The organism is Paenibacillus sp. R-74696 (genome assembly GCF_055814915.1).
Map to the genome: position 1 here is coordinate 81,469 of NZ_JBPULM010000008.1, position 27,000 is coordinate 108,468.

The window sequence follows — 27,000 nt, forward strand, 5'->3', positions numbered from 1 at the left end:
TGATCGGCTGCAATCCTGCTTTTTACATAAAAATTATTTTAGGCTCCTCTCTTTTTGCTCATAAATTTCCTTCAGTCGCTTTATATCCGTCTTAGGGGGAAGACCAAACATACGAGAATATTCACGACTAAACTGGGATGCACTTTCATAACCAACCCTATAAGCAACCTCAGTGGCATCTGCTGACTCCATTAGCAATAGGTTCCGAGCCTCTTGCAGCCGAAGCTGTTTTTGAAATTGGAGAGGGCTCATGGCTGTGATTTCTTTAAAGAGTCTGTGGAACGAAGAAATGCTCATGCAAGCGACATCAGCCAGTTTCTCAATTGTTAAAGGTTGATCATAATGTCGGATGATTTGGTCGATTGCCCCCTTGATGCGGTAGGTGTTGCTTCCTTCCAATGCAATTTGTGCCAGTGTTGCTCCATATTGCCCTTGAAGGAGTCTATAAATGATCTCTTTCTTATGAATAGGGGCAAGAAACGGAATATCTTGAGGGGAATCGAGCAATTGAACCAATCGCAGCACAGCATCCAATATAGAAGATTCGATCTGAGCGACAAACATAGCTCGTGAAGCATTATCCTTTAAATTCGCATGAATCTTGGCGTCTTTCAAAACCTCTAGAATTTCATTCTGGCTAAAATCAAGTTTTAAGCTCAAATATGGAGCATCAGGTGATGCCTTAACAACCTGTCCGATCACTGGAAGGTTCATGGATGTTATGAGGTAATTGGATGGGCCATATTCTAGACGTTCTTCAGCTAGGTAGACTTCCTTAAGCCCATGAGTAACGAAACAAAAGGAAGGATTAAATACTTTGTATGCTGGCTCATCGACCTTGTCTGAACGAATAAGAAATAGAGAAGGAATCGTTGTCTGCCATACACCTGATTGTTTGCAATGACGCTTTATGAGTCCTGTGAGGTTATCCTGTTGGGTCATTATTTCTTCAACCATAGGCCACTCCTTGATGTTTTAATTTGTTTTATTATACGTTATTAGTTTGCAAATATCGATTGGCAGTGAGAGGAATAGGCAACCATTTAAGACTATTTCGATATCAGCTATATGTTCAGAAATGCATAATAATGTTATGCCGAAGAGTACTACGGTTAAATCTCCACTTATTTTTTCGGGAAAGATACAGCTGTATGAAATAGATGTCTAATTATAAAAAACTGGAGGGTTTTAAATGCAAAAGGTCATTTTGAACAATGGTGTTGAGATGCCTATATTGGGCTTTGGTGTATTTCAAATTGCAGATCAAACGGAGTGTGAACAAAGCGTTTATGATGCTATTACGGCAGGCTATCGACTGATTGATACAGCTGCCTCTTATTTAAATGAAGAAGCCGTTGGCAGAGCGATTAAACGGAGTGGCGTAGCAAGAGAGGAATTGTTTATTACTACAAAGCTTTGGGTTCAGGATGCTGGTTATGAACGTACAAAACGAGCTTTCGAAAAATCACTGGAAAGATTGCAATTGGATTATTTGGACTTGTATTTAATTCATCAGCCATTTGGCGATGTGCATGGCTCATGGCGTGCGATGGAGGAATTAAATCGTGAAGGTAAAATTAGGGCGATTGGCGTAAGCAATTTCCACCCGGACCGTCTGATCGATCTCATTATTCATAATGAAGTAGCTCCTGCCGTCAACCAGGTTGAAACGCACCCGTTCAACCAGCAAATCGAAAGTGCAGCATTCATGAAAGAGAACCATGTACAGATTCAATCCTGGGCCCCATTTGCTGAAGGAAAAAATAATCTGTTCCAAAATGAGGTATTGGTATCTATAGCTGAAAAATATAATAAATCCGTTGCTCAGGTGGTTTTACGTTGGTTGACACAAAGAGACGTTGTTGTGATTCCAAAGTCTGTTCGCAAAGAAAGATTGATCGAAAACTTCAACTGCTTTGATTTCGAATTAACACAAGAGGATATGGAAGCGATAAGTAGGTTGGATACGAAACAGAGCCTGTTCTTTTCACATCGCGATCCTGAGATGGTGAAATGGCTCGGCACCCGTAACCTTGATATTTAATGGATACGAACATGGGGCTGCAGCAGCGAACTAGCTGCAGCCTTTTTTCCATTCAATTAGCTTATTATCACAGTTGCTTTAATTTCAGCCATTACAATATTTCGATATACCCTTCTGTTCCATGCACGCGAATTCGCTGCCCGTCCTTTATCAGTTTGGTAGCATTCTCCACGCCTACAACTGCTGGCAAGCCATATTCACGTGCAATAACTGCCCCATGAGTCATCAGTCCACCAACCTCGGTAACTAGTCCTTTAATGGATACAAACAATGGTGTCCAGCCAGGGTCGGTAAAGGCGGTGACTAAAATATCTCCCTCTTCTAGATCAGCATCTTCCATTCGTAAGATGACACGCGCTCTCCCTTCAATCACACCGGAAGAAACCGGCAGGCCTACCATGGCTTCGGCTGGAAGATTTTCTCGTTCGTACTTGCCCGAAATGATTTCACCATCAGACGTAATCACACGTGGAGGAGTCAGTTTTCCATATAAGCGGTACTCGTCTTTTCGTTTGCTGATGATCGGGTAATTCAGTTTATTGGTGCGTACAACATTGCGAAGCTCTTCAAAAGTGAGATAGTATACATCTTCTTTTTCTTGAATAACGCCCGCTTGTACGAGCTGTTCGGCTTCTTTCAGTAAAGCTTGCTTATATACGAAGTAGCGATTAATCATGCCGTATTTTGGATATTCACGATAGCCGATAAAATTCCGGATGAGCCTGATCATTCGTTTTGTCTCTGTGGCTTTTCGTTCACCATCCGGCAATGGCTTCAATCGGCCTAATAACTCTTGCTCTTTTTCTAAAGCCTCCTGCCGCCCTTGCTCAAATTTCCGCTTGCCAGCATCAGGCTCAAAGTTTTTGATGTTACCCAAAATCATCGGGACAAGTGTAATTGGTTTTTCACTCCAACGCGTTGTAGTCATATCGATTTCTCCAGCACATCTCATTCCGTATTTATGGAGATAAGCGTAGATAGCATCTCGCGTTTCCCGTCCACCATTTAACTTAACGAGTTCATCCAAAAAGTTATCCTCTTTTACATGCTGTAAATAATCAATTACTTCTGGGTAAGGACGAATGATATCTGCGACATTCATTAGCTCCAGACCCATTTCCGAAGTAATATTGCCGGTCACAGATTGCGAAAGCGTGTCTGCTGCGTTTATTTCACCTAACCACTCGTTCATTTTTTCATTGATCCATGATGAAGCTTCCATAGCAGCCATAAACACACTCGAGCTTTTTGGATCAAATAAAATCTTCTTTAATTGCTGGAAATCTTCCAGAATAAAATCCATTAAATCCGATCCCGATTTTGTTTGGATATTTTGTTTTAACTCTTCTACCGATGTCTCATTACTCTTAATCAAATCAGAAACGATTGTAGGGTCATTCTCGAATGGTGCCAGCATATCTGTATGACTTCTGCCCAGAATCGGTGCTGTTTGATCATTTGGCAACAATTTTACAAAATCGCGCTCTATTAGGGTCATGAGTGCGCCTTTTATTAGCGGATCGGATCCCAAGGCATTTAATAAAGCTTCCCGGCCGACAGATGTAGCCATCCTAGGTGCTATATCAACAAACAACCTTCCACCAGCTGTACGCATGGGCGCAGGAGTCGTTAACAGATAAAAAGACAAGCCTAATGGTTTGATCGGATCAGTCATCATTTGTTGATGACCGACCGATACATAGATGTGATTTTCTTGATCATTCGCTTCAGGGATCGGGTATAAAGTAGTGATTGGTCGGCTCTGGACAATATAGAAGGTATCCTGGTCCAAGCACCATTCGATGTCCTGAGGACAGCCGAAATGTTGTTCAATCTTTCTTCCTATGCGTGCGAGTTGTAGAATTTGTTGTTCAGTAAGGGTTTGAGTCGTATGCTGATCAGGATCAATCTGCTGTGTCTCTGTTCCGCCTTCTTTAAGTCCATAGATAGCTATTTTTTTGGTTGCTATCCTCTTATCGACGATTTCCTCTTCCTGTACTTGATAACAATCGGCGGATACCAAGCCAGAGACCAATGCTTCTCCAAGTCCAAAACCGGCATCAATGGATAGAAGCTTTCGATTGGAAGTAATCGGATCAGCGGTGAATAAAATGCCTGAAGCCTGTGGGAAAACCATCCTTTGAACGATAACGGATAAATACACTTGGCTGTGGTCAAATTTGTTTTGCATGCGGTAGATTACCGCACGATCTGTAAATAAGGATGCCCAACATTTGCTGATATGCTGCAAAATGGCTTCTTTGCCGATGATATTTAAATAGGTGTCATGCTGACCAGCAAAGGAGGCATATGGCAAATCTTCTGCAGTCGCGCTAGAACGCACTGCATAAGCATGCCCATCACCAAACTGGGAGAGATAGTGAGTAACTGCTTGCACAACATCGGAAGGAATTTCTATTTCCATAATGATTTGCCGAATTTCCCTGCTGATTTCACCAATTTGATCTCGATCTTCTACCTTTAGCATGGCTAGTCGACTGAGCAAAGCATGATACGTTTCGTGTTGATCGATGGCTTTTTGATACCCCACTGTTGTAACACAAAATCCTTCGGGTACTTGTATGCCTTCCATTTTTGATAATTCCCCTAAATTCAACCCTTTTCCGCCAACGACCAACAGCTGCGTTTTTTCCATTTCCTGAAAACCCAGAACGAAAGAACTCATACTCTATCTCTCCTAACCATTATATGGAGTAAAAAATGTGACAAGCGTTTCAAGCTTTCTCGTACAAATTCGCAGGCAATGCCTGAACGAACGGCGACCAATCGCCCGTCGTGTAAAGATGAAGCCGGTGCATGGCCCGCGTACAAGCCGTATAAAGAAGCTTGCGTTCGTTGTTCCGGCCGTAAGCTTCGGGCGAAGCATCGTAGACCAAAACTGCATCGAACTCGACACCCTTAGCGAGATACACAGGAATGACCATCACCGTTTTTTCAAAGCCCAACGTCTCCTTTGTAATGTGCTGCAGAGCCTCGCCTCCTTGAATCCGCAACGCTTCATGGGCCAACCGGCATTCGGCTGCGGTCTTCGTAATGACGGCAATGGAATCGAAGCCTTCCACCTTGAGCGCCGCAATGTCCGCCACAATTTGCGCAGCACGCTTCTCCCTGCTGCCGAGTGTCTTCAGGAGAGGCTTTTGACCTCCCCTTTCAAAAGGAGCAATCTCTTCTCCGCCCGGAAGCATCGATTTCGTGAATTCAACAATCTCCCTCGTTGAACGATAACTGCGTACAAGGCAGACAAGGCATGTTTCGGCTTCCCCGAAAAGGCGGACCAGCGGCGAGTCGGATGCAGCCAAGCTTGTAGCCTGCATGAAGATCGCTTGCCCGTAATCGCCTAGCATCGTCATCCGGGCACGGGGAAACAGCTTTTTTAAATATTCATATTGAAACATCGAATAATCCTGACCTTCATCAACGAAGACATAGCGGATATCCGTGTTCGTCCGAACGCCTTCGATCAGTTCTTTTACATACAAATATGGAGTCGCATCCTCATGAAACAACTCGCTTCGAAGCAGCCTTTCCTTGGTTTGGTTGCATATTTCAGGCCATAGCGGAGGGATATCTGTCCCATTCGTTTTCTCCCGATAAGCCGCTTCATCATCAAATAATTGGCCGTATATGCCTTTGACATCTACAAACGAGAATTTCTTCACACTTTTCTTGAGCGGCTTAAAGCTTTCTTTCACGATCCTTCGGCGAAGCAGCTCTTCCTCCCTCTGCCCAAAGTTAAAGTCTCCTTCATCTTCCCGGCGCTTGTTGTTCATTTTCTCGCGAACTTGAGCAATATGCTCCGTAAGGTCGAATACTTCCTTCTCCTTATGCAGCATTTCGAAAACTTCCGCGTAATGCTCGGTGTCTAGATAACTAAGCTCTTCCTGCACCCAAGGCGCTTGCCGTTCCATGCGTTCCAGCAAAGCCAGCTCATCAAGCAGCCATTCCTGCAAGAGTGCGACACGATTGATTAGCGGCAGAGATCGGTCATACCCATAAAATTTCGCACTCATTCGCTCCGCGGTGATCAACTCTCGGTCCCGAATCCGAATACCGTTGAATTGCATGCCTTCCCGTCCCAACCACTTTCCATAGTTATTCAGGGCTTTCAGAAAAGCCTCGGAAGTCTTATATTCGATTCCCTGAAGACGAGCCTTATACCCCGGCTCTCCTTGCGAGGTCAGTACAAATTCGATCTGATCAAAAGCATCCTCCGGCCGTAACGAGGAACCTAGCCAATAGTCGAGATATTCTTGAAAAGTCGTCTGCTGCATATTCTCTTCACCTAGCTCCGGAAGGACGGTGGAGATATAACTGTTAAACATCGGATTAGGTGAGAAAAGCACGATTTGATCAGCCCTGATCGTCTGGCGGTGTTTGTACAGCAAGTACGCCACTCGCTGCAATGCCGCAGAAGTCTTACCGCTGCCTGCCGCCCCCTGTACGATAAGCATCCGGCTTTTGTCGTTGCGGATAATGGTGTTTTGCTCCTTCTGAATGGTTGCCACGATACTCTTCATTTGCGAGTCAGCAGCTTTACCGAGCACTTGCTGCAGCAATTCGTCTCCAATCGTTTCGCTTGTGTCAAACATGCTCTGAATTTGCCCATTTTGAATCTGAAACTGCCGTTTAAGCTCCATCGTCCCTTCGATTCGTCCAGCCGGTGTGACATAAGACGCCGGGCCGGGGGAATGGTCGTAGTATAGGCTAGCGATAGGGGTACGCCAGTCATAGATCAGAAAGCTTAATCCGCCTTCGTCGATGAAGGAAGATACGCCGATATAGATTTGCTCGCTGAGTTCCAGGCCATTCTCCTGAAAGTCGATACGTCCGAAATAAGGAGAGGGGAGCAGACGGTTCATGCTTTTCCATTGCTGCTTCAACTGCTTATGGCCACGCTCCCGTTCGGCCAATACAGCGGACTGCTGGTTAATGGTATAGAAGGTATCTTCAAAATCTTCGTATGTGCTTGTATTGATCGTGACTTCTTCCCAAAACCTCTTTCGGATTTCTGCAGCCTGATCGTACAGCCCGGCAACCTCTGGCTCCAGTTCGGCGATTCTCGCCTGAAGCTTGTTTCTGACCTGTTCAAGCCGCTCCTGTTCCTGCTGCCAATCCTTCGTATCCATCTTTGGTGAACACACTCCTTTTTCCGTTTTTTGGGAATAAAAAGAGCATTGACAAATCAAATTTCCAGATGTACAATTAAAGTAGGAATAAAAATGAATACATACATTGATTGAATTTGTCAATAACGCTATCGAGTATATCATAGTGTTATTTTGTGTTCAATTATTTTTTTGTTACCCTTGGGCAATGCTGGACAGAAACTGTTGTTTCAACGCAAAGCAGCCGATCATTTCGACAGGCTGCTTTCTTGTTCCCTTATGGTTCAATTTCCCTCTAAACTTTTAGCTTCAGTCGCTTTTATATTCTAAAATATCTCCAGGCTGACATTCTAAAGCCTTACAAATCCCCTCTAAAGTGGATAATCTTATCGCTTTTGCCTTTCCATTCTTCAATATAGAAAGATTAGCCATCGTTATTCCAACCCTCTCCGATAGCTCTGTTACACTCATTTTCCTCTTAGCTAGCATCACATCAATATTAATGATTATCCCCATGTTATTCACCTCAGACTGTCAAATCATTTTCTGATTTTATATCAATAGCCTCTGTCAAAAGCTTCTGGAGAACAGCAGCAAACACGGCGATCACCAAAGAGGCAAAAATCATGACCAATCCGATTACGATGATACCTGGGGCATCGTCTTTCTCCGCTATCAGATAGAAAAGCGGCATGCCTACCACATACAAGCTGCTGATCATGATTGCACAAATTTTTATGTTCTTTAAAACACGTACAGATAATTCCGAGAAAGCTTTATTGTGGTCAATATAGCTTAGAAGTTTTAAAGCCTGATACAGGGCAAAGTAAAAAGGGATCGCTGCTGCATATAAATCGATGAAAACGAGATATTTCAAATAAGCATGATCTGGATATAACTCTGCTATAAAATTCGCAATTTCCGGCACCATAAATATACACAAAGCAAGAACTGGGATGCCCATAACAATAACCGCTGCCTTTAAAAAGAGTGTTGTTCCTCGTTCCATAAAAAGCCCCTCACTTAGGATTAAATTTAATTCGACTTTAACATATTATTTATCGTTTTACAATAAAAATTTAATTCTATTTAATATATTATTGTTGTTTTACAAGTTCACATTTTCAAAAAAAAGAGCATTCCTCTCTGCAGAGAACTGCTCTCTCAAAAATACCGTTGGAGACTAAGCCGCCTCGGACACTTCCTGCCGCTCACGCCTGCCGCCAAATTTCAATACAAAAATACCACCGATAATGACCAGCACGCCCAGCAGCTTGTTGATTGTAAACGGTACCTGGGCAAGCCCCATCCAGCCAAGCGAATCCCATAATAGAGCAAATAAAACCTCAGAAGTCATAACAATGGCAATCGTTATTGTCGGGCTAAGCCGCTTCATTGCCTGCATCAGGCTCATGACAACCCCAACCCCGATTAAACCGCTAAACCAAAACCAAGTCTGCATATCCTGCCATGCAAACAGCTGCCTCCCTTCCGAAATAAAACCAATGGTCAAAGAGGCCAGAAACCCGAGTCCCAGTACGAGCGTCGTGGTTGCCCACGTTCCAGCCCGTTCATTTACCTTGCTGTTAAAAATCGCTTGTATGCTGACGAGCGCGCCCGCCATAAGCGAAAACAATATGCCTGTCATCATTGACCCTGCTCTCCCTTCTGATCCGTTAATGTATAATTATGATGATTGGCCCGTTTGCTTAAGGCATCCTTATTTTTAATAACAATCCATTGCTTCGTACGCTCAACGAGACCTTCCTCACAAAACTGCCGAATGACCCGGTTCAGGTGCCGATAGCTTGTGCCAATCAAATTCGCGACATCCTTCAAATTGTCCGTGCTAAGCTCCCCTTTAAATTGCTCATCGGATTCGTCGTAGGAAACCGACAGCAAATAGCTTGCCAGGCGTACATCTACAGGCTGCATGACATTCAAGCTCATGGAATTGGATTTAAAATAAAACTTCCGCGTAATTTTCTCCAATAAAAATCGCAGCAGCGGCGCATAATCCCTCCCATGCTTATCTAGCCAGCGATGCTGAATTCCTATCATAATTACGGGTGATACGGCCTCTACTGTATTGAGAAACTCCGTGCCGCGAATATATTCCACATCGCCAATGACCTCAAGTGGCGTCTTAAAAGAAATAATGAGCGTCTTTCCCTCCAGCGAGTTCGTGTATACTTTAATTTTCCCCTTCACCAGCACATACATATGCTGAGGCGTTTCCCCTTGGCCGCATATGAGCTCCTCTTGTTCAAAGTCGTACAAGGTTAAATAAGAACGCAGCGGCTCATTAAATACAGTCTCCAGCTGGTGCAGCTGCAAATAATGACCAAGCAGCTCGCGGTCTTTGATTTCAATCATTTTCCCACTTCTTTCATAGCGTAGCTCACTTTCGGCATCAGCCTTTTAATAAAAACACACCGCTTATCATCATGCCAATGCCGATCAATTGCGCCCCATTTATTTTTTGCTTCTTCAAACCAAAAAAGCCATTCGTCTCAATTAAAAAGGTCATGCCGAGTTGGGCGATCAGCAGCATCGATACCATCAGCGTTACGCCAATCTGTTGAATGGCCGTTACATTACTGAAAATAATAATAGCTGCAAAAGAGCCTCCTGCCAAATATAAAGGCTTTACCTGCCGAAATTCACGCCATTTTCCAGCACCTACGCACATTAAAATAATAAAAGCCACGAAAAAGCCTGTAAATTGGGTAAGTGTAGCGGCTTGCCACGTTCCGATGCTTCCGCTAATTCTGGTATTTGCTATACCCTGCAGCGTAATACATGCCCCTCCTAATATCGCAAATAAAATCCCTTTCATGATCGCTCTCCCCGTCCTCTTCGTTTCCTTAATTAAACGGCAGAACGCTGCATATTGGAAAGGACATATGTCCCGAATAAGATAATAGTCTCTTTATTACTTAACGGAGCTGGCTATATTCCAAGTAAATTGTTTAATTCGGTACGCCATTTTCCCAGTAATCATCATATCCATTCCCCATTTGTGTACCCATGTTAATCCCCTTTCTGGTCCTAGTCCGATGCTGAAGCTATCCATATAGCCTGTATGCCTAGGAGCAGTCTTCCCTTCAAGATCAGCTGCTATTACCTTGCCAAGTCTAGCCGCTTGCGGAATGGCCTCCTTGCAGGTCAGGCCGTCTGAACGGCCCGTCTCCGGATCGATCACTTTTGCGCAATCCCCAATACTGTATATACCACTGGCAGCCTTAACCCGATAGCTTGCATCTATTTTTACAAACCCGTCCTCTGTTATCGGTAAGCCCAGCTGTCTTAAAGCCGGGTTTGGCATAAGTCCTAATGTCCAAATGAGCAAGCCAGCGGGCAGCTCTTCACCACTGGACAAATGTAGGCGCCCGGCTGCTTCCAACAGCACTCGGCTTCTATGAACGACTGTTACTCCGTTATCCGCTAGCAGCTTCTCTAATTTCGAGGCCACTTTGCTTGGCCCATCCAAAAATAATCTTTCATGCGCATTAAACAAGCGAATGTGTACTTGATACGGCTCCAATCCCAGCTGCTTTGCATCTGCCCTAACATAATGGGCTAATTCGGCTGCTGTTTCAATGCCGCTTATGCCAGCTCCCGCTACAGCAATCGTCATAAGGCGCTCTCGCTCGGCCGGATTGGCTTCGATAGCAGCCTGCTGTAAATTAGCTCGCCATGCTGTCCGAATGTTCTTCGCATGTTCCAAAGTAGCAAGCGGCAATCCGCCTTTTTCCTCGTCAAGCTGCCGAATGATGCTGCCAATAGCTACTACCAGCACATCGTAATATATCGTCTGCACTTCCCCATTCCCATTGCGCAGCAGCAGCTTTTTTTCTGCCTTTTTAACCTCTGTGACGGTTGCCTCAATATGCTCCACACCTTCTGGGAACATTTCGGCAAGAGGTATGCAAATATTTTCATCTGTTACTGCTGGCTTAAATAGGATGACCTTGCGCAAGTGATAGCTATTTTTGTCAACTAATACAAATCGGATAGACTGGCTTCTTTTACCGTTAATTAAATTTTTGCGTAATTCCTTCAACGCATGAATGCCAGCATATCCCGCTCCAACTACGATACAGGTCAATGTTTCCATTACAACCACTCCCTTAAGTTCTTTTGGTTATTTGTCTGTATAACGATAAGAGAGCGTTTTTTGTGACAATGCCACAACTTCAATAAAAAAAAGCTCCTCTCGATGAACATTCATCGTAAGGAGCCGTTTCTGCCTGCAGCACTTAAATGGTATAAATGAATCGCTTTATCTGTTGATGTCGCCCTAGGCGATCATTGTGTTTTCCCGCCTGTAAGCATCGTTAATGTTTCCTTCATTGTCTCACGAATCGTCGTAATATCTGATCCATAATACTTTTCTGTCTCCAGCTTGTGAACACGATTATTTTTGACGGCAGGCAGGTTTTTCCACAGCTCCAGCTGTTCGATTTCCTCCATGGCACCCTTGTCGTCTCCCTCATCACGAACGATGAGCAGCATATGATCAGCCGCATATTCGGGAAGCTTCTCAAGTGAAATTTCGATGGCAGAGCTGAATGGATTTTTCTCGATTTCAGCCTTTACAGCTTCAGGAGCATTGGCTTGCAGCCCACTATGAAGCATATAGCCAGCAAAATTACGGTTTAAGTAAATACGCAGGCGGCCCTTTTCCACACGAAAAATCGAGACTGTGTCTTCGCCTAGCGATTCCTTTAATTGCGTCCTTGCTGTATTAGCTTCTTCCTCATAGCCCTTAATCCATGTATCGGCTTCCGTTTCCTTGCCAACCAGGCTGGCCAGCTTAGTAAAAATATCGTTGATTGGATCTTGATCAAATGAAAGATAAAAGACGGGTGCAATTTTATTCATTTGCTCCATCTGCTCGGGGTAAATTTCAAAAAAAACAGTTGGCGCTACGATGAGATCCGGCTGCAAATCCAATATTTTCTCTGTATTTGGCGGATCTCCAATTGGCTCTACACCTTCCATTTGATCGAGCGTATACACAATTTTAAAGCTGTTGTCACCTGCTCCAATCGGTTTTAAGCCAACCGCGAGCAGTTCACTCGCGAACTCGCCCGCAATGATTCGCTTCGGAGCAGCAGGCACTTCCACTTCCCTTCCTAAATCATCCGTCACCATCTTTGTCGTTGCCGATTCGGATGCCTCAGCACTTCCCGCTTCGCTGCTTTCCGTCTGCTGCGTATTCGCAGATGTATTTTCCACCGCCTGTTTTTGCACATTCGTGCCGCCACATGCCGATACGATTAGCAGTACCAGCAACGCAGCACTCACAAGCAGCATTGCCCTAAACCTTTTGAATAAATGTACCATCTTATCCTCCCGCTATATCTGTGATAATGATAATTAAGATCATTACAAATTGTATCCTAGTCCTGCCGCTGCCTCCATAGGTCATTATTGCATCCATGATGGATAATTCCGACGCCGATTGCCCTTCATTAGCAGCTCCGCTGCTTCATGCATCTGTTTTAGGATCGAAATAGGATCATTGTTGAGCCAATTTGTCACATCAATATGATGGACATTACCCATGCGGACCGCGGGAAAGCTATGCCATGCCTCCGTTTGAGTGATGTTCTGCCACTCGCTTCGAGCCCCGTTGTCAGGCTGAACAACAACAAGCAGATGCTCTGCCTCATAGAAAGGCAATTCTTCAATCGAGATGACACTGGAATGGAAATGCGCATTAAAAATGCTTTGCAATGAAATTTTATCAGGGGGTGCCAGCTTCAAGGAGCGGTAAAGGGGATAGCCCATATTAAGCATGCCGTAAACTTGCAGCACTTGCTCCCTCACACGCAAAATCGCAACCCTCTCCCCACCAATACTGCCAAATAAACGTGACCGCAGCTCCGTGCACTGCGCCTCATAGAGCTGAATCCAAGCTGCAGCCTCTTTCTCGCGACCAAGTGCAGCCGCTACTGCAAATAATTGCGTATAGATGGGATCTTCCAGTACATCAAGCTTAATCGTCGTCGCCACCGTGCTCAACTGCTGCTCCAGCTCTGAATTTGCGGTCAAAATTACATGAGGATGCAGCGCTATAAGCCGTTCGATATCTATTTTTCGGGTCAATAACGGGCAGATATTTAGAATTTGATTAGACGCAGATATATGCACATACCCCCCTGCTCTAGCCAAATCTGCTGCAATCGGCTCAATACCAATAGCTTGGCAGTGGCCAAGTCCGTCCAACGCTATGATTCGGGGCGAATCCTGTTCTTTAAAATAGGTAGGCGCCACGCCAATCATCTGCTTGAAGCGACGGCTGAAATGATAGGGATCTGAAAAGCCCACCATCTTGGCTATCTCCGCGACTGAATAATGTGAATGCTTTAAAAGCGCTTTAGCCTTCTCCATTCGCAAACTCGTCAAATAGCCTATGGGGCTGGTCCCTTTATATTTTCGGAACATGCGAGAATAATGATCGGGGTTAAGCTCCGCAATTTCCGCGAGCTGCTCGCGCGAAAGGGCATGTTGAAAATGATCTTCCATATGGATGACCGTTTTATCAATTTTATCTTTGGAATCTTGAACATATTGGGGATGAACACGTGCTTGCTCAAGGTGTTTTTGTATGAATTGCGTTTGCATGAATGATCTCTCCGCCTTAATTGAGAATAATTATCAACATTAAGAATATTATAGCATAATTATTTAAATCCAATGTTTCTAATTATGTTGCGCGGAATGCTGGTTCTATGTATAATAATAAAAGTGTCACTCGGGGCCTTAGCTCAGCTGGGAGAGCGCATCGCTGGCAGCGATGAGGTCAGGGGTTCGATCCCCCTAGGCTCCATATAAAAGAAGCGCCATCACATTTTTCATGTGGTGGCGTTTCTTTTATATGGAGAGCCAGGGGGCGAACCCCGGGGTTCAGTCCGCGCGCACGGAGCGAATGCGGAGGAGCACGGCGTCTGAATCTACCTCTAAAAGTCCTCGCCGAATACGCTTCGTCAGCCCTTTAATCAAAGATTCGGACATCCCATGATGGATTGGCGAGGTAAACGAGGCAAATCCCAATAGGCTATTCCCTATTGCCTCGACAATTTTTGAACCATCTGATTCAAAAATAAATCCATCTCCGCATTATTTTCTAAGTTAATGAATTCAGATTTCAGGATTTGGTGCCTCATGACTTCGTAATAATCGGACAATGCCTGTTTCAGCGACAAATGATGGAGCATCAGCAGCTTGGGATCAATCATTTTCCTGAGCATCGTGTCCATTTGAATGAGGAGGATCACCGGATTCAAGTGCTGAAACACATCATTTTTCATCCCTCTGTCAAAAAACTCCCTCACCTGCTCATTTCGCACCTCAACCTCACTTGAAAGCGTCTCATACAAGTCTGGGTAGATGCTGCCTAACTCCTGCAAGAAAATATCGGACAAGTACACCGCCATCAGCAAAGACTGCTGAAACACTTTATCAAAGGATTTGACATAGGAGTTGTTATCAGTCAGTGGCCAAGCCTGCACCATTTCCGAAATATATTCCACGTAACGACCTACAACCGCTTCAATGATCTCATCCTTGGAAGCAAAATACTTATACATGGTCGCCTTGCTGATGTCCATATATTTAGCTGCATCATCCATCTTCAGCGTAGAAAATCCGTTTTTTTGAATCACGGGTATAATCTTTATAATAAGCTTTTGGATGGTTTTATTTCTCTTCTCCAATGCCTGGGATTTCGTATCCATGGGGTAAAGCCTCCTATTTCTTCATCCTTAAAATTATAACTCAATTGTTCAAAAATATGAACAATTTGTACTCATTAAACTTTTAAAGACTTTTTAGTTTACTTTTTAGCATTGTGCGTGATATTGTTATTTTCATGAAATGCAAAATTAAAAGGAGGCTTGAACACGATGGAAATTTTGCCATTGGGTAACCAAGGATTGCAAGTATCCCGTTTGGGATTAGGATGTATGGGAATGTCCGAATTTTATGGAGAAACGGATGATTCTGAGTCTTTAAACACGTTGAATCACGCTCTGGGGTTGGGCATTACGTTTTTTGATACAGCGGATATTTACGGTTATGACGAGGACGGCATCGGGGTAAATGAAAAGCTGGTTGGTAAAGGATTAAGAGCACACCGTCATTCCGTCCAGATCGCAACAAAATTCGGATTGCTACGCAATAAAACACAGAACTTAGGATACAATGGAAAGCCGCAATATGTGAAAGAAGCCTGTGAAGCCAGCTTGCAGCGTTTGGGCACAGACTATATCGATCTGTATTACTTGCATAGGGCTGATCCTGATGTTCCAATTACAGAGACGGTTGGAGCCATGGCTGAGCTCGTAAAAGAAGGAAAAGTCCGCTATTTGGGCCTTTCAGAAGTAACCCCCCAACAATTGGCCGATGCTCACGCTGTCTTTCCCATTTCAGCCGTTCAAACCGAATATTCCTTATGGTCCAGAGAGCCTGAGCTTGGTCTATTGCATGCTTGCAGAGAACTTGGGATCGGTTTTGTACCTTATAGTCCGCTTGGAAGAGGTTTTTTGACCGGCACTCTCTCAAGTCGAAGCCAACTGGCACAGGATGACTGGCGCATATATAATCCCCGCTTTTCGGAAGAGGCCTTCGAACAGAATAGCAATATCGTCCATGGAATACAACTGCTCGCCCAGCAAAAAGAAGTGACACCAGCCCAAATCGCGCTGGCATGGGTAACTGCCCAAGGAAACGATATCGTTCCGATTCCGGGTACAAAGAGAGTGAAGTATTTGCAACAAAATGCAGCCGCTTTATCCATCCGCTTAACACCTGAAGAGCTATCCCGATTGAGTGAAATTGCCCCTGCTGGCAGTACCTTCGGAAGCCGTTATTAAGCATTAATAAATAGAGGAGCCCACATTTATAAATGCTTACCCAAGAAAATCGGGTGGGTGCAATGACGAATCCCATTCCAGCGTAATGAATGGAAGGTTATCGATGCGGGAAAACGTTATCCGCAAATGAATGAATACCCCGCATCTCGAGAAGAGAGCGGGGTATTTCAGCTTAGAGATCGGATGAAGCAGCCCTAACAATCTGCATAATATCAAGCTGGCCTCTTCGATACTGTGAGTTTATAAGCACAGTTATAATTATAAAGCGTGATTTTTCCTAGTCATTATAAGGACTGTTTGCATTATTTCGCATCTGGCTGCATAACTTGGGCAAGCAGTTCAAACGACCGGAGGCGCGACTGATGATCATACAACTGGGAGGTCGTCATCAGCTCATTAGCCCTCGTCTGCTTGACAATTGAATCGAGCTTTGTCTTGACCGTATCAGGGCTGCCGATTGCGGAATACCGCATCATTTTATCACGAACCGTCACCTTCTCCTGCTCCGTCCAAAGCTCGTTCATATCGTCTACAGGCGGCATTAATTTGCTGTCACGTCCGCGTATCAAATTAAGCATCTGCTGCTCTTGTGACGTGAAAAGCCTTTTTGCTTCCTCATCGGTATCGGCAACAACCACATTCACACTGACTATTACATACGGACTGTCAAGTTCCTTCGACGGACGGAAGCTGCGATGATACAGCTCAAGAGCCGGCAGTAAATAGTCTGGGGCAAAATGGCTGGCGAACACAAAAGGCAGCCCCAGCTGGCCCGCCAGCTCTGCGCTGAATCCGCTTGATCCCAGCAGCCAGATCGGGATATCCAAATCCACTCCCGGATATGCTTTCACACCTGGCACTGCTCCGTTCAGTGCGGGATTAAAATAAGAACGAAGTTCATGCAATAGCTCTGGAAATTGGCTTCCGTCACTGTGCAGTCCTCTTCGGAGTGCCCTAACCGCAGGCTGGTCCGATCCCGAAGCTCGACCAAGCCCCAGATCAATCCGCCCCGGAAAGAGCGATTCCAAAGTTCCGAACTGCTCCGCAACCGCAAGCGGTGCATGATTAGGCAGCATGATGCCGCCTGAACCTACTCGAATTTTGTTCGTATGCGAGGCTATATGGCCGATAATAAGTGAAGTAGCCGAGCTGGCAATCCCCTGCATATTGTGATGCTCGGTAACCCAGTAGCGTCGATAACCCCATTGCTCCGCATGCACAGCAAGATCAACAGCTTCGCGGAAGGAACGGGCAGCAGTTCCTCCTTCAATAACAAGTGTATAATCTAATATGGATAATGCTACATCCTGAATAGCCATGTTTATATGAGCCCCCTTCTGATTTAACAAAACGTTTATTTATGTTATTTGAGATTGTTCGATATGCGTTCTATAAACGAAGTCATTTCCATTACTTCCTTATCTGAAAAATCCCTCGTCATTTTATCCAGAAATATTTCTTTTCTCCGCGTCAGCTCTATTAATTCGGACTCTCCTAGGGGGGTCAAAGCAACAAGCGTATTTCGTTTGTCGTTCTCATATTTGCGGCTAAAGATTAGTTGATGTTCCTTCAAATCTCTGAGATGTCTGGTTACAGCTGCAGCATCAACACGGAGCAAAGTCTGCAGCTCCAGCTGATTCATCTCCGTGCGTCTATGGATATGACACAGGATTTCCAGCTTCGTGCAGCTCGTCTTCACAGATGAAGAAAAAACTTGTCCCATCTCCTTAGCCAATATATGCAGCCCATATAATAGCTGGTCTTTGTCAGAACACTCCTTTTCGATTCCAATCCTCTCCCTCGCAAATAGTTGATGCATCAATTGATGTATCAACTATTATAAAATAAGCCGGAGCGAAACTCAAATATTTTTCTCCGGCTGAAAATTTTCAAACATAAAAAGGCCGGTGTCAGAAGCATTATCTGCTTCTAACCCCAGCCTATTTTGACTCCAAAGCTGCTATTTCCACACGACTTCCTCGCCGTAGTTTTTGCCCCAATCATACATCATGCGCAGCACCGGCATCAGGCTTTCGCCATAAGCCGTTAAGGTATATTCCACGCGCGGCGGAACCTCTGCATACACTTTGCGCTCAACCAGCAAATCTTCCTCCAGCTCGCGGAGCTGATTCGTCAGCATTTTCTGGGTGATATGGGGAATCATTTTCTTCAGCTCACTGAAACGTTTCGTTCCTTCAAGTCCAAGATGCCACAATATAATCAGCTTCCACTTGCCCCCAATGACGGCCAGCGTAAGCTCCTTCTCGCAGTTGATTTCACGTAAATTAATACGTTCCTTTAATTCCTGAGCCATAACCATTCCCCCTCCTTCCCAGTATACATGATGAAGCAGCTTCCAGCTATGCTGTGCGCTGCCTGCTACTCCAGATTCGCGTGATTGCTGTACATCGTGTTGCCGCTGAGGCCCTTCTTCTCCATCAAGCTTAAGATAACCGCATCATAGAAAATAAGGAGACCTTGCTCAAAAAGAGAAGCCATCGGCTGTACGGTCTGCTTGGCCCCATCCTGCTCTTCCTTCGCTGCAGCCTGCAGCGGTACAACGATATGCGCCGCACGTCCAAGCGCCGACTCTGGATTCGTCGTAATGACGGCCAGCTTGCCGCCGAGCGTCTCCGCCTTTTGTGCCATCGCAATGAGGCTGCTCGTCCCGCCAGAGCCCGAGCCCAGCACAAGTACGTCGTCTTTGCCCAGTGCACGCGTCACCGTCTCGCCAGCGACATAAGCATCAAAGCCCATGTGGACAAGCCGCATGGCAAAAGCTTTGCCCATCAGGCCCGAGCGCCCAGCGCCTGAGACGAAAATACGCGGAGCGCGCATAATTGCATCTGCCAGCTCGCCTGCGGCCTCATCCGGAATGAGCTGCGTCAGCCGCTCCAGCTCCTGTACGATTTCTCCTGCAAGCTGACTAATACGCATCAGCTTTAGGCCTGTTTGATCCACTGCTGCATTTGCGATGCAGTTGCGGATTTATTTTCAGCACCCGTAATACCGCCGCCTACAATAACAAGATCAGGATTAGCAGAAATAACCTCTTGCAGCGTATCGATTTTGATGCCGCCTGCGATTGCGGTTTTGGCTTGTTTTACAACACGCTTGATCGCTGCCAGCTCTTCGAAGGAGTTTTTGCCTTCAGCCTGGTGATCATAGCCGGAATGGACACAAATATAGTCTACCCCAAGCGCATCAATTTCCGCTGCACGAGTTTCAATGTCTTTCACATTGATCATATCGACCATAATTTTGTTGCCCTGCTTGCGTGCTTCTTCAACCGCTCCTCTAATCGTGGAGTCGTCGGAAACACCAAGAACGGTAATGATATCAGCACCCGCTTCGGAAGCTTTCATCACTTCGTAGCCGCCAGCGTCCATAATTTTAAGATCGGCCAGTACTTTCAGATGAGGGAAAGCTTCTTTAATCGCTTTAACCGCATGCAGTCCCTCGTTAATAACGATAGGTGTTCCGATTTCAACGATATCGATAAATGACTCAACCTCTTTAACCAAAACCTTTGCTTCCTCAATGTTCACCAAATCAAGCGCCAATTGCAATTCCATGTATACGCACACTCCTTCATCAAATGTTGGAAAAGGTTACTCTTGCTACAGGTTTTAGTCTAGCCCCTTTCCGCCATTTGAGGAAGTACGCACTTGAAAGTGGTGTAGTTACTTGAAGGATACTATTGTGGTATATCAGGCTTTCTAGACAATTGTATAGTTCATCCAGCTGCCTTGAACCGCATCCATTTTATCAAAAAAATGTTGAGCCCGCTTATTTTGCGGGGATGTTATCCAGAACATATGAGCAAAGCCTTGCTCCTGTGTGTACGATCTGCATTTCAAAAATAGCTCGGCTTCCACTTCCGTATCCCGGTACGGCTCCAGCAGAAAAAAATCATTCATCAGTGTAATCCGAGCTGCTTTCATTGTACTAATCGTAAAATATAACGTAGCGAAGCCAATCAACTGCTGCTCCTTCTCAACAACAAGCTGGATACCACCTTGCTTCTCCAGCAGCTGCTCAATTAGTTGGTGAATTTCTATCGTGCCCGGCCAAGGGTTTTGATAAAATCCTACGATATAGTCGCGCATTAAATCGGTCAAGCTGCTTTTATCCTTATTTTCCGCCAGCCTAATGGTAATTAACATATAAAAAGCCTCCCTTTCAACAATGAATAATTATACATAAAAATGATATTATATTCAATCCGATTGTGCTATTGTTAAACTCATTCTAACGCAAAAAAACAACGCCTTGATCGGCGCTGTTTCATCTAATCTATTCATGCCACTGATTTGGAAGCTAAGCCGCCTCAGATTTAATCCTTCATTCCATTCGGTGAGCTGTCCTTTGACAGCAGGCTGCTGAGCTCCTTCATGAACATATCAATGTCCTTGAACTGCCGATATACAGATGCAAAACGAACATAAGCTACTTCATCGACCGGATAAAGCTGACCCATCACCAGCTCGCCAATGACACGGCTTTCCACTTCAGCATGTGCAGTAGTGCGCAGCTCCTTCTCCACCTCGGAAACGACTACCTCCAGCCTTTCAGCGGGAACTGGGCGCTTCTCGCAAGCGCGGATTAAACCACGCAAAATTTTATCACGGCTGAACTCTTCGCGGCTGCCATCTTTTTTGATGACGACCAGCGGCGTTTCCTCAATCATCTCAAAAGTCGTGAAGCGGCTTTTGCATTTCTCACATTCCCGGCGGCGACGGATGGACTTGTTCTCGTTAGCGGGACGCGAGTCCAGTACCTTCGTTCCGGAGTAGTCGCAATATGGACATTTCATTCTCTTTTCCTCCCTTCTAAGCCATTCCTAAAAATTACCAAACAATTCCTGTAATGAAGTTCGGATTTTCGCACATAATACTTTTACCAACCGCGAGGAGGTGAACACACATGAGCGCAAACCGCAGCAGCAACCAACTGGTTGTACCACAAGCGACAGCAGCACTCGACCAAATGAAATTCGAGGTTGCTCAAGAGCTTGGAATCGCGATTCCACAAGACGGTTACTACGGTAACATGGCTACAAAGGACGCTGGTTCCATCGGAGGGTACATTACCCGCCGCCTGGTACAAATCGCTGAGCAATCCCTTGCAGGGGGCTCCCATTAATAAATAGCTCTTGTAATAACAGACAGCTTTGGCTGCTTAAGTCCTGAAGTGACGGGCAGCCAAAGCTTCTTCCTGTTTACGGCTCAAGTTCCGGGTACAAGTCTTTGTACTTATTATAATACTTCACGACCTTTTGTACATAATCGCGTGTTTCTTTATATGGAATTTTACCAGCATCTTCGAACGTGCCGTCCCATTCCCCCGAATCGAGCCATTGCCGGACTTTACCTGGACCTGCATTATAAGCAGCAATGACAACGATATTATTTTCATCAAATTGTTTGTGCAGCGAGGCCAGATACCATACCCCCAGCTCGATGCTCACGTCAGCGCGATTGCGCAGCGTCTCCTCAGTAACCTGCTCGAAGCCCGCCTTCTCGACGATCCATTCGGCGGTGGTCGGCATAATTTGCATCAGTCCGAGCGCACCCTTCTTCGAAACCTTTCCCGTCTGGAAATTCGTCTCCGCCCTTATAATAGCCGCCACCAAATGCGGATCTACCTGATAGCTAATGGCACTTGCCCGAATGTCGGCCTTATAATCAATGGGATAGAGCTTTTTGAGCAGCCATGCCGGTTGAGCGACAATAATGACAACAATGATAATAAATAATAGCAAAAACAGCCTTCTCCGAGCGACCTTTCTTCTCTTGGCCCTCAGCATGTAAGAACCTTGCTCTGCCAAAACTCTTGAACCTGCTGCCTCGTCTGCGCGAGCGTTCCACTGTTGTCGATGACCCAAGTCGCTCTGCGCTTCTTCTCTTCCATGCCCATTTGCAGCCCCATGCGCCGCCTTGCTTCCTGTTCATCTACGTTGTTTCGCGCCATCAGGCGCTCCAGTTGGATGCGCTCCGGCACGTACACAACGAGTACGCCTTCATACAAATGCTCTTGCTCCGTCTCATACAGCAGCGGAATATCCGCAACGACCAGCGCATCCTGATGCTGACTTTCATAATCAGCCATTCGCTGCTGCATCGTAGCCCTAATCGCCGGATGCAAAATCCCTTCAAGCTGCCCTAGCTTCGCTTTGTTATTAAATACGATTTGGCCGAGCGCTGCCCGATCAAGTGTACCGTCCTTATGTAACACAGCTTGTCCGAACGCAGAGGCGACCGCCGCTAGAGCGGGCTCCCCTGGCAAAACGACTTCTCTTGCTACCTGATCGGCATCCACCAGCAGCGCTCCGAGCTCCACTAATAGGTGGGCAACGGTGCTTTTTCCAGTAGCAATGCCGCCGGTTAATCCGATCCTCATGCCCTTCCACCTCATCTTTACAGCAGCTTTGATATTCCAATCATAATAAGCAGAATGCCTGGCAGTACCGCAAGCGCCTGCATGCCCTTCCAATGCGAGAAGCGAAAGCCGAAGCTGATGCCCCCTAGCAAAAATAATGCGCTAGCCGCAGCGATAACAATCGCTGTCAGCAAGGCCGGCAAACCAATCATCGCGGCCCCAATTCCCGCACCGAAGGCATCAAGCGACAGCGCTACGCCGAGCATGATCGCCTCAGAGGCGGATATTGTGCCCGACTTATCGACGTCCGCCGCCTGCGGTGTCCGTAAAATCTGAATGACAAGCCCAATGCGCCTCAGCTCAACAATCACAACAAGCACCGGATGGCTGGCCTCCGCCGCTGCTGCGGAAAGCCCCGAAGCTGTGGAGGCTGCTTCTGCTGCCTTCTCAGCGGTCGCAGCGTTCGTCTCTACACCAGTCAGACCTGAGCGCTCCTCTGGCAACAGGGTGCTATTACGAGAAGCTTCGGATGCATTCTCCGCATCCACCTTCTTGCTTTCATGGCGATTACGCCGCAGTTGGAGCAGCGCCCAGCAGCCAATGCCCATCAGCACGATGGCGCCAATCAAGCTCGCCGTGCCTGGCGACAAATATTTTGCGATAACACTGCCTAGCTGCATCGACAATAAAATGATCAAGCCCGAGCAGCAGGCGATAATTAGCACAGACAGCAACGGAATGCGAATGCGGCGCAAACCATACGTCATGCCAACGCCGAAGCCGTCCACGCTCACAGCAAAAGCGAGCACGATCAACGAAACCAGATGCAAAGCCAACCCTCGTCACTCCCTGCACATGCAGGTGCCCCGATTTCACCCTACAGGACATCTGCCTATTGTTCATCACAATAAACAGCATATGCAGCTGTATGCCTAGGGTGAATGGCTTCATCATCAATGGCCTGGCTTTAGTATTTGAGATTAGCCTGCGCTTTGCCCACCCGCTTGCTCCGGCGCCTTCTGGCAGCTAGGGCAAATATGCGTGCCTCTGCCGCCAACGACAAACTTCTCAATAGCTTCTCCGCAAGTATGGCAGGGCTCGTCCTTCCGGCCATAAACGAGCAATTGATGCTGAAACATACCCATCTCGCCTTGCCCGTTCACGTAAGATTTAATGGATGAGCCGCCCGCTTCCACTGCTTTGCCAAGCGTAGAGCAAATAGCTGCATGCAGCTTATCCCACTCTCCGGAAGCAAGCGAGCTAGCGGTCCGCTCGGGATGAATGCCCGCTTGAAACAGCGCCTCATCTACATAAATATTTCCGAGTCCGACCACATATTCCTGATTGAGCAGCAGCGGCTTGATTTTCGTAGAGCGCCGCGCCAGCTTGGTTTGCAGCACATCGCGCGTAAACGCAGGCTCCAGCGGCTCAAGGCCCAGCTTATTCAGCGGCGGCAGCTCGAACTCCGTTCCCGGCGTGAACAAATGCATCGTGCCGAACTGCCTGACATCTTTATATCTTAAATCCGTTCCATCCTCAAAATGGAACAGGACATGCGTATGAAGCTCGATTGGTTCATCGCTTTGGAATACTCCATAGCGGCCTTCCATGCGCAAATGCGACACGAGCACAAGCCCGTCCATCACGATGCGCAGAAACTTTCCGCGCCGCTCGACCGTCTCGATCGTCATGCCGACAAGCGCATCCTCGAATTGCTCCGGCACAGCCGGACGCTGAATGATGCGGGGCAGCCGCACCGTAACCGATTTAATCTTTTTTCCTGCAACAAGCTCAATTAATGTTCGTCTAACCGTTTCTACCTCTGGAAGTTCCGGCATATCCTTTCACCTCAACGTCTATTATACCTGATTTCCGCTCCCAGCGGGTTATTTCGCTTCATACCAGTTCGCTCCAAAACTAACGTCCGCCTTAAGCGGAACATCGAGCTTAATTGCGGCTTCCATCACCTCGGGAAGGAGCTTTTTCATCTGTTCCAGCTCATCCTCCGGCACCTCAAATACCAATTCATCGTGTACTTGGAGCAGCATGCGGCTTTTGAGCTTCAGCTCTTGCAGCTTCTGATTCATATGCACCATCGCCAGCTTAATAATATCCGCTGCTGTGCCTTGAATCGGGGAATTCATTGCTGTTCGCTCAGCGAATGAACGTTTATTGAAGTTCGAATGGTTAATATCCGGCAAATACCGTCTGCGATCCAGCAAGGTCGTCACGTAGCCTTGCTTCGCCGCTTCGACTTTAATTCGATCCATGAACGACTTCACGCCTTTAAAGACGCCGAGATATTGCTCAATAAACCGTCCGGCTTCATTTCGCGTAATGTTCAGGTTGTTGGAAAGGCCAAAGTCACTGATGCCGTACACAATGCCGAAATTGACCGCCTTTGCCGAACGGCGCATGCCCGAATCCACCTGATCCTCGGTTACGCCAAATACATCCATTGCCGTTTTCGTATGAATGTCCATGTCCTGAATGAACGCTTCCTTCATATTCTCATCGCCGGAAATATGGGCGAGCACGCGCAGCTCAATTTGCGAATAGTCCGCTGCGAGAATGGTCCAGCCCGGTTCGGACGGGACGAATGCTTTGCGAATTTTGCGGCCCTCTTCCAGACGGATCGGAATGTTTTGCAAATTCGGAAATTGACTGCTCAGACGGCCCGTTGCCGCAATGGTCTGGCGGAAATACGTATGAATTTTGCCTGTCTGCTCGCGAATTTCCTTGAGCAGCCCTTCCACATAGGTCGATTGCAGCTTCGCAAGCGTCCGATAATGCAAAATCAGCGGCACAATTTCACTGTATGGCGCCAGCTCCTCGAGCACCTCGGCATCTGTCGAGTAGCCTGTCTTGGTCTTTTTCCTTGCGGGCAGGCCCAGCTTCTCGAACAGCACCTCGCCCAATTGCTTCGGCGAATTCAAATTAAATTCCATACCCGCCTGCTTGTAAATTTCCGTCACCAGCGTCGCAAGCTGACGCTCTAATTCACTGCCCAGCGCCTCCAGCTCCGCCTTCTCAACGCTAATGCCCTGGTGCTCCATTCCCGCCAAAATAACGGAGAGCGGCAGCTCCAGCTCTTCATACAAGCTGAGCATGTCTGTTTCCTTCAGCTCGTCACGCTGCAAAGGCGCCACTCTGCGCACCGCATCGGCTTTCGTTGCCAAATGCTGATACAGCACAGCCGCAGCTGGAACTTTAAGCTTCGCTCCTTTGCCGTATACCGACTCATCGCTAGGGACAGCTGGCTGTTCGTAGCGATGGACAATGCCGGAGAGCAATAGACTTGATTCCGTCGGATCAATGACATAAGCAGCTAGCTGGACATCGAAGCTCACACCACTCAAAGATAGGCCAGCCCACTTCAAAGCCAGCTCGACTTTATGCGTATCAAAGCCGATCTTCTTCTTGTCTGGATCAGCGAGCCAGCTTCGCAGCGGCTCTGTGAACGCTTCCTTCAGCGCAGCGAAAGGCAGCGCATATGCCGCTTCGGCGTTTGCCAGCGCCAGCCCGACCAGCTCAGCCTGATGCGGATTTTCACCTATCGCCTCCACATACAGACCGAATCCGCTCTCATCCGCTTCAAGCGCCTTCATCAGCTCATCGAGCTTCGGCGCATCCTCAGCCGACTCAATCGAGGTCAGGTTCAGCTCGGCAGCTTCGCCTGCTGAACCACTTCCTTCGCCGCTCAGTCCGAGCCGTTCCTGAACGGATCGAAACTCCAGCCGGCGCAGCATATCCGCAAGCGCCGGCCCATTAAAGCCGCTGTAGCGAATCGCCTCCGGCTCCTGCTCAGGGGCAAGCGGCACCTCGCGGTGAATCGTCGCGAGCTTCTTGCTCATTACCGCATCCTCTTTATGCTGCTCGACCTTTTCCTTCATCTTGCCTTTCAGGCTGGCTGTGTTCGCCAGCACTTCTTCAACCGTGCCGAATTCATGCAGCATCTTCAGCGCTGTTTTCTCGCCAACGCCCGGAATGCCCGGAATATTGTCGGACGCATCGCCCATCAGCCCTTTCAAATCAATGATTTGATTAGGCGTCAGTCCATATTTCTCCTTAATAGCATCAGGCGAATATCGCTCCTGCTCGCTTACTCCTTTACGCGTTAGCGCTACGGTCACATGCTCCGATACGAGCTGGAGCATATCCTTGTCGCCCGTGACGACAAGCGTCTCGACCTTCTGCTCGTCCGCAAGGCGGGTGAGCGTGCCAATAATATCGTCCGCTTCAAATCCGCTCAGCTCAAACTGTGCGATTTGAAAAGCCTGCAGCAGCTCCTTGAGCACGGGGAACTGTTCCGACAGCTCTGGCGGCGTTTTTTCCCGCCCTCCTTTATATTCCGCATAACCTTCATGGCGAAAGGTTGCCTTCCCTGCATCAAATGCAACGAGCACATGCGTCGGTTTTTCGTCTTCTAGCAGCTTAAGCAGCATCGTCGTAAAGCCATATATCGCATTCGTATGTAAACCAGCCGAATTCGTAAGCGGAGGCATTGCAAAAAATGCCCGGTACGCAATACTATTTCCATCTAATAACATCCATTTATCCATTA

The 27,000-nt window shown here is 46.8% G+C and carries 27 protein-coding genes and 1 tRNA gene; 4 read left to right on the plus strand and 24 right to left on the minus strand.

What is annotated here, in order from left to right:
• Positions 1–33 precede the first annotated feature (33 nt).
• Complete coding sequence (locus ACSR9A_RS01465) at positions 34–957, minus strand: AraC family transcriptional regulator (protein ID WP_473755246.1); 924 nt, start codon at positions 955–957, stop codon at positions 34–36.
• 235 nt (positions 958–1,192) lie between these two features.
• On the opposite strand from ACSR9A_RS01465, the gene ACSR9A_RS01470 reads away from it, so the two are divergent.
• A complete protein-coding gene (locus ACSR9A_RS01470; RefSeq protein ID WP_473755247.1) occupies positions 1,193–2,044 on the plus strand; it encodes an aldo/keto reductase in 852 nt (283 codons plus the stop codon).
• Positions 2,045–2,135: 91 nt separating this feature from the next.
• Here ACSR9A_RS01470 and ppsA read toward each other — a convergent pair whose 3' ends face one another.
• The 10 genes from ppsA to ACSR9A_RS01520 all read right to left on the minus strand — a co-directional run bounded on the left by ppsA (position 2,136) and on the right by ACSR9A_RS01520 (position 13,806).
• Entirely contained in the window at positions 2,136–4,730 is a 2,595-nt protein-coding gene (ppsA, locus tag ACSR9A_RS01475; protein WP_473755248.1) for a phosphoenolpyruvate synthase, read from the minus strand.
• Positions 4,731–4,779: 49 nt separating this feature from the next.
• Positions 4,780–7,191: an RNA polymerase recycling motor HelD gene (helD, locus tag ACSR9A_RS01480; protein ID WP_473755249.1), complete on the minus strand. Its 2,412-nt coding sequence runs from the start codon at positions 7,189–7,191 to the stop codon at positions 4,780–4,782.
• A gap of 288 nt (positions 7,192–7,479) precedes the next feature.
• Positions 7,480–7,686 carry a helix-turn-helix domain-containing protein gene (locus tag ACSR9A_RS01485; RefSeq protein ID WP_341278689.1) on the minus strand — a complete coding sequence of 69 codons (207 nt, stop codon included), beginning with the start codon at positions 7,684–7,686 and terminating at the stop codon, positions 7,480–7,482.
• A 10-nt stretch (positions 7,687–7,696) separates the two neighbouring features.
• The gene (locus ACSR9A_RS01490) at positions 7,697–8,179 is read right to left on the minus strand and encodes a DUF2975 domain-containing protein (RefSeq protein WP_473755250.1); all 483 of its coding nucleotides are present in this window, start codon (positions 8,177–8,179) and stop codon (positions 7,697–7,699) included.
• 174 nt (positions 8,180–8,353) lie between these two features.
• Positions 8,354–8,821: a DMT family transporter gene (locus tag ACSR9A_RS01495; protein ID WP_341278691.1), complete on the minus strand. Its 468-nt coding sequence runs from the start codon at positions 8,819–8,821 to the stop codon at positions 8,354–8,356.
• Positions 8,818–9,546, minus strand: coding sequence for a Crp/Fnr family transcriptional regulator (locus ACSR9A_RS01500; protein WP_473755251.1), 729 nt, complete (start codon positions 9,544–9,546; stop codon positions 8,818–8,820). The genes ACSR9A_RS01495 and ACSR9A_RS01500 overlap by 4 nt, the downstream gene beginning before the upstream one ends.
• Positions 9,547–9,583: 37 nt before the next feature.
• The gene (locus ACSR9A_RS01505; RefSeq protein ID WP_473755252.1) at positions 9,584–10,009 is read right to left on the minus strand and encodes a DMT family transporter; all 426 of its coding nucleotides are present in this window, start codon (positions 10,007–10,009) and stop codon (positions 9,584–9,586) included.
• 96 nt (positions 10,010–10,105) lie between these two features.
• Entirely contained in the window at positions 10,106–11,290 is a 1,185-nt protein-coding gene (locus tag ACSR9A_RS01510; protein ID WP_473755253.1) for an NAD(P)/FAD-dependent oxidoreductase, read from the minus strand.
• 191 nt (positions 11,291–11,481) lie between these two features.
• A complete protein-coding gene (locus ACSR9A_RS01515) occupies positions 11,482–12,522 on the minus strand; it encodes an ABC transporter substrate-binding protein (RefSeq protein ID WP_473755254.1) in 1,041 nt (346 codons plus the stop codon).
• 84 nt (positions 12,523–12,606) lie between these two features.
• The gene (locus tag ACSR9A_RS01520) at positions 12,607–13,806 is read right to left on the minus strand and encodes a helix-turn-helix domain-containing protein (RefSeq protein ID WP_473755255.1); all 1,200 of its coding nucleotides are present in this window, start codon (positions 13,804–13,806) and stop codon (positions 12,607–12,609) included.
• Between the two features lie 132 nt (positions 13,807–13,938).
• Here ACSR9A_RS01520 and ACSR9A_RS01525 point away from each other — a divergent pair.
• Positions 13,939–14,011: transfer RNA gene (locus ACSR9A_RS01525), tRNA-Ala, on the plus strand.
• Between the two features lie 235 nt (positions 14,012–14,246).
• Here the strand turns inward: ACSR9A_RS01525 and ACSR9A_RS01530 are convergent.
• On the minus strand, positions 14,247–14,918 hold the full coding sequence (locus ACSR9A_RS01530) for a TetR/AcrR family transcriptional regulator (protein WP_473755256.1): 672 nt from the start codon (positions 14,916–14,918) through the stop codon (positions 14,247–14,249).
• A gap of 168 nt (positions 14,919–15,086) precedes the next feature.
• Here ACSR9A_RS01530 and ACSR9A_RS01535 point away from each other — a divergent pair, with 168 nt between their 5' ends.
• Positions 15,087–16,055 (plus strand): aldo/keto reductase, encoded by a 969-nt coding sequence (locus ACSR9A_RS01535; RefSeq protein WP_473755257.1) that lies wholly within the window; start codon positions 15,087–15,089, stop codon positions 16,053–16,055.
• A gap of 302 nt (positions 16,056–16,357) precedes the next feature.
• Here the strand turns inward: ACSR9A_RS01535 and ACSR9A_RS01540 are convergent, their stop codons facing one another.
• The 7 genes from ACSR9A_RS01540 to nrdR all read right to left on the minus strand — a co-directional run bounded on the left by ACSR9A_RS01540 (position 16,358) and on the right by nrdR (position 20,871).
• Positions 16,358–17,374, minus strand: coding sequence for an LLM class flavin-dependent oxidoreductase (locus ACSR9A_RS01540; protein WP_473755258.1), 1,017 nt, complete (start codon positions 17,372–17,374; stop codon positions 16,358–16,360).
• Positions 17,375–17,418: 44 nt separating this feature from the next.
• On the minus strand, positions 17,419–17,790 hold the full coding sequence (locus tag ACSR9A_RS01545; RefSeq protein ID WP_473755260.1) for a MarR family winged helix-turn-helix transcriptional regulator: 372 nt from the start codon (positions 17,788–17,790) through the stop codon (positions 17,419–17,421).
• A 225-nt stretch (positions 17,791–18,015) separates the two neighbouring features.
• The gene (locus ACSR9A_RS01550) at positions 18,016–18,369 is read right to left on the minus strand and encodes a winged helix-turn-helix transcriptional regulator (protein WP_046230239.1); all 354 of its coding nucleotides are present in this window, start codon (positions 18,367–18,369) and stop codon (positions 18,016–18,018) included.
• A 65-nt stretch (positions 18,370–18,434) separates the two neighbouring features.
• Positions 18,435–18,992 (minus strand): 6-phospho-3-hexuloisomerase, encoded by a 558-nt coding sequence (gene hxlB, locus ACSR9A_RS01555; RefSeq protein WP_473755262.1) that lies wholly within the window; start codon positions 18,990–18,992, stop codon positions 18,435–18,437.
• Between the two features lie 5 nt (positions 18,993–18,997).
• Positions 18,998–19,630 carry a 3-hexulose-6-phosphate synthase gene (hxlA, locus tag ACSR9A_RS01560; RefSeq protein WP_473755264.1) on the minus strand — a complete coding sequence of 211 codons (633 nt, stop codon included), beginning with the start codon at positions 19,628–19,630 and terminating at the stop codon, positions 18,998–19,000.
• Positions 19,631–19,774: 144 nt separating this feature from the next.
• Entirely contained in the window at positions 19,775–20,221 is a 447-nt protein-coding gene (locus ACSR9A_RS01565; protein ID WP_473755266.1) for a GNAT family N-acetyltransferase, read from the minus strand.
• 170 nt (positions 20,222–20,391) lie between these two features.
• Positions 20,392–20,871, minus strand: a complete 480-nt coding sequence (nrdR, locus tag ACSR9A_RS01570; RefSeq protein WP_046230243.1) for a transcriptional regulator NrdR — start codon at positions 20,869–20,871, stop codon at positions 20,392–20,394.
• A 110-nt stretch (positions 20,872–20,981) separates the two neighbouring features.
• On the opposite strand from nrdR, the gene ACSR9A_RS01575 reads away from it, so the two are divergent.
• Positions 20,982–21,200 carry an alpha/beta-type small acid-soluble spore protein gene (locus ACSR9A_RS01575; RefSeq protein WP_046230244.1) on the plus strand — a complete coding sequence of 73 codons (219 nt, stop codon included), beginning with the start codon at positions 20,982–20,984 and terminating at the stop codon, positions 21,198–21,200.
• A gap of 76 nt (positions 21,201–21,276) precedes the next feature.
• Here the strand turns inward: ACSR9A_RS01575 and ACSR9A_RS01580 are convergent, their stop codons facing one another.
• From ACSR9A_RS01580 to polA, 5 genes are all read right to left on the minus strand, one after another.
• A complete protein-coding gene (locus ACSR9A_RS01580) occupies positions 21,277–21,819 on the minus strand; it encodes a lytic transglycosylase domain-containing protein (RefSeq protein WP_473755269.1) in 543 nt (180 codons plus the stop codon).
• Between the two features lie 38 nt (positions 21,820–21,857).
• Positions 21,858–22,457, minus strand: coding sequence for a dephospho-CoA kinase (gene coaE, locus ACSR9A_RS01585; RefSeq protein ID WP_473755270.1), 600 nt, complete (start codon positions 22,455–22,457; stop codon positions 21,858–21,860).
• A gap of 17 nt (positions 22,458–22,474) precedes the next feature.
• Complete coding sequence (locus ACSR9A_RS01590; protein ID WP_473755271.1) at positions 22,475–23,272, minus strand: MntP/YtaF family protein; 798 nt, start codon at positions 23,270–23,272, stop codon at positions 22,475–22,477.
• Between the two features lie 144 nt (positions 23,273–23,416).
• Complete coding sequence (gene mutM, locus ACSR9A_RS01595; RefSeq protein ID WP_473755273.1) at positions 23,417–24,274, minus strand: DNA-formamidopyrimidine glycosylase; 858 nt, start codon at positions 24,272–24,274, stop codon at positions 23,417–23,419.
• A 48-nt stretch (positions 24,275–24,322) separates the two neighbouring features.
• Positions 24,323–26,998 (minus strand): DNA polymerase I, encoded by a 2,676-nt coding sequence (gene polA, locus ACSR9A_RS01600; RefSeq protein ID WP_473755274.1) that lies wholly within the window; start codon positions 26,996–26,998, stop codon positions 24,323–24,325.
• Positions 26,999–27,000: the final 2 nt, after the last annotated feature.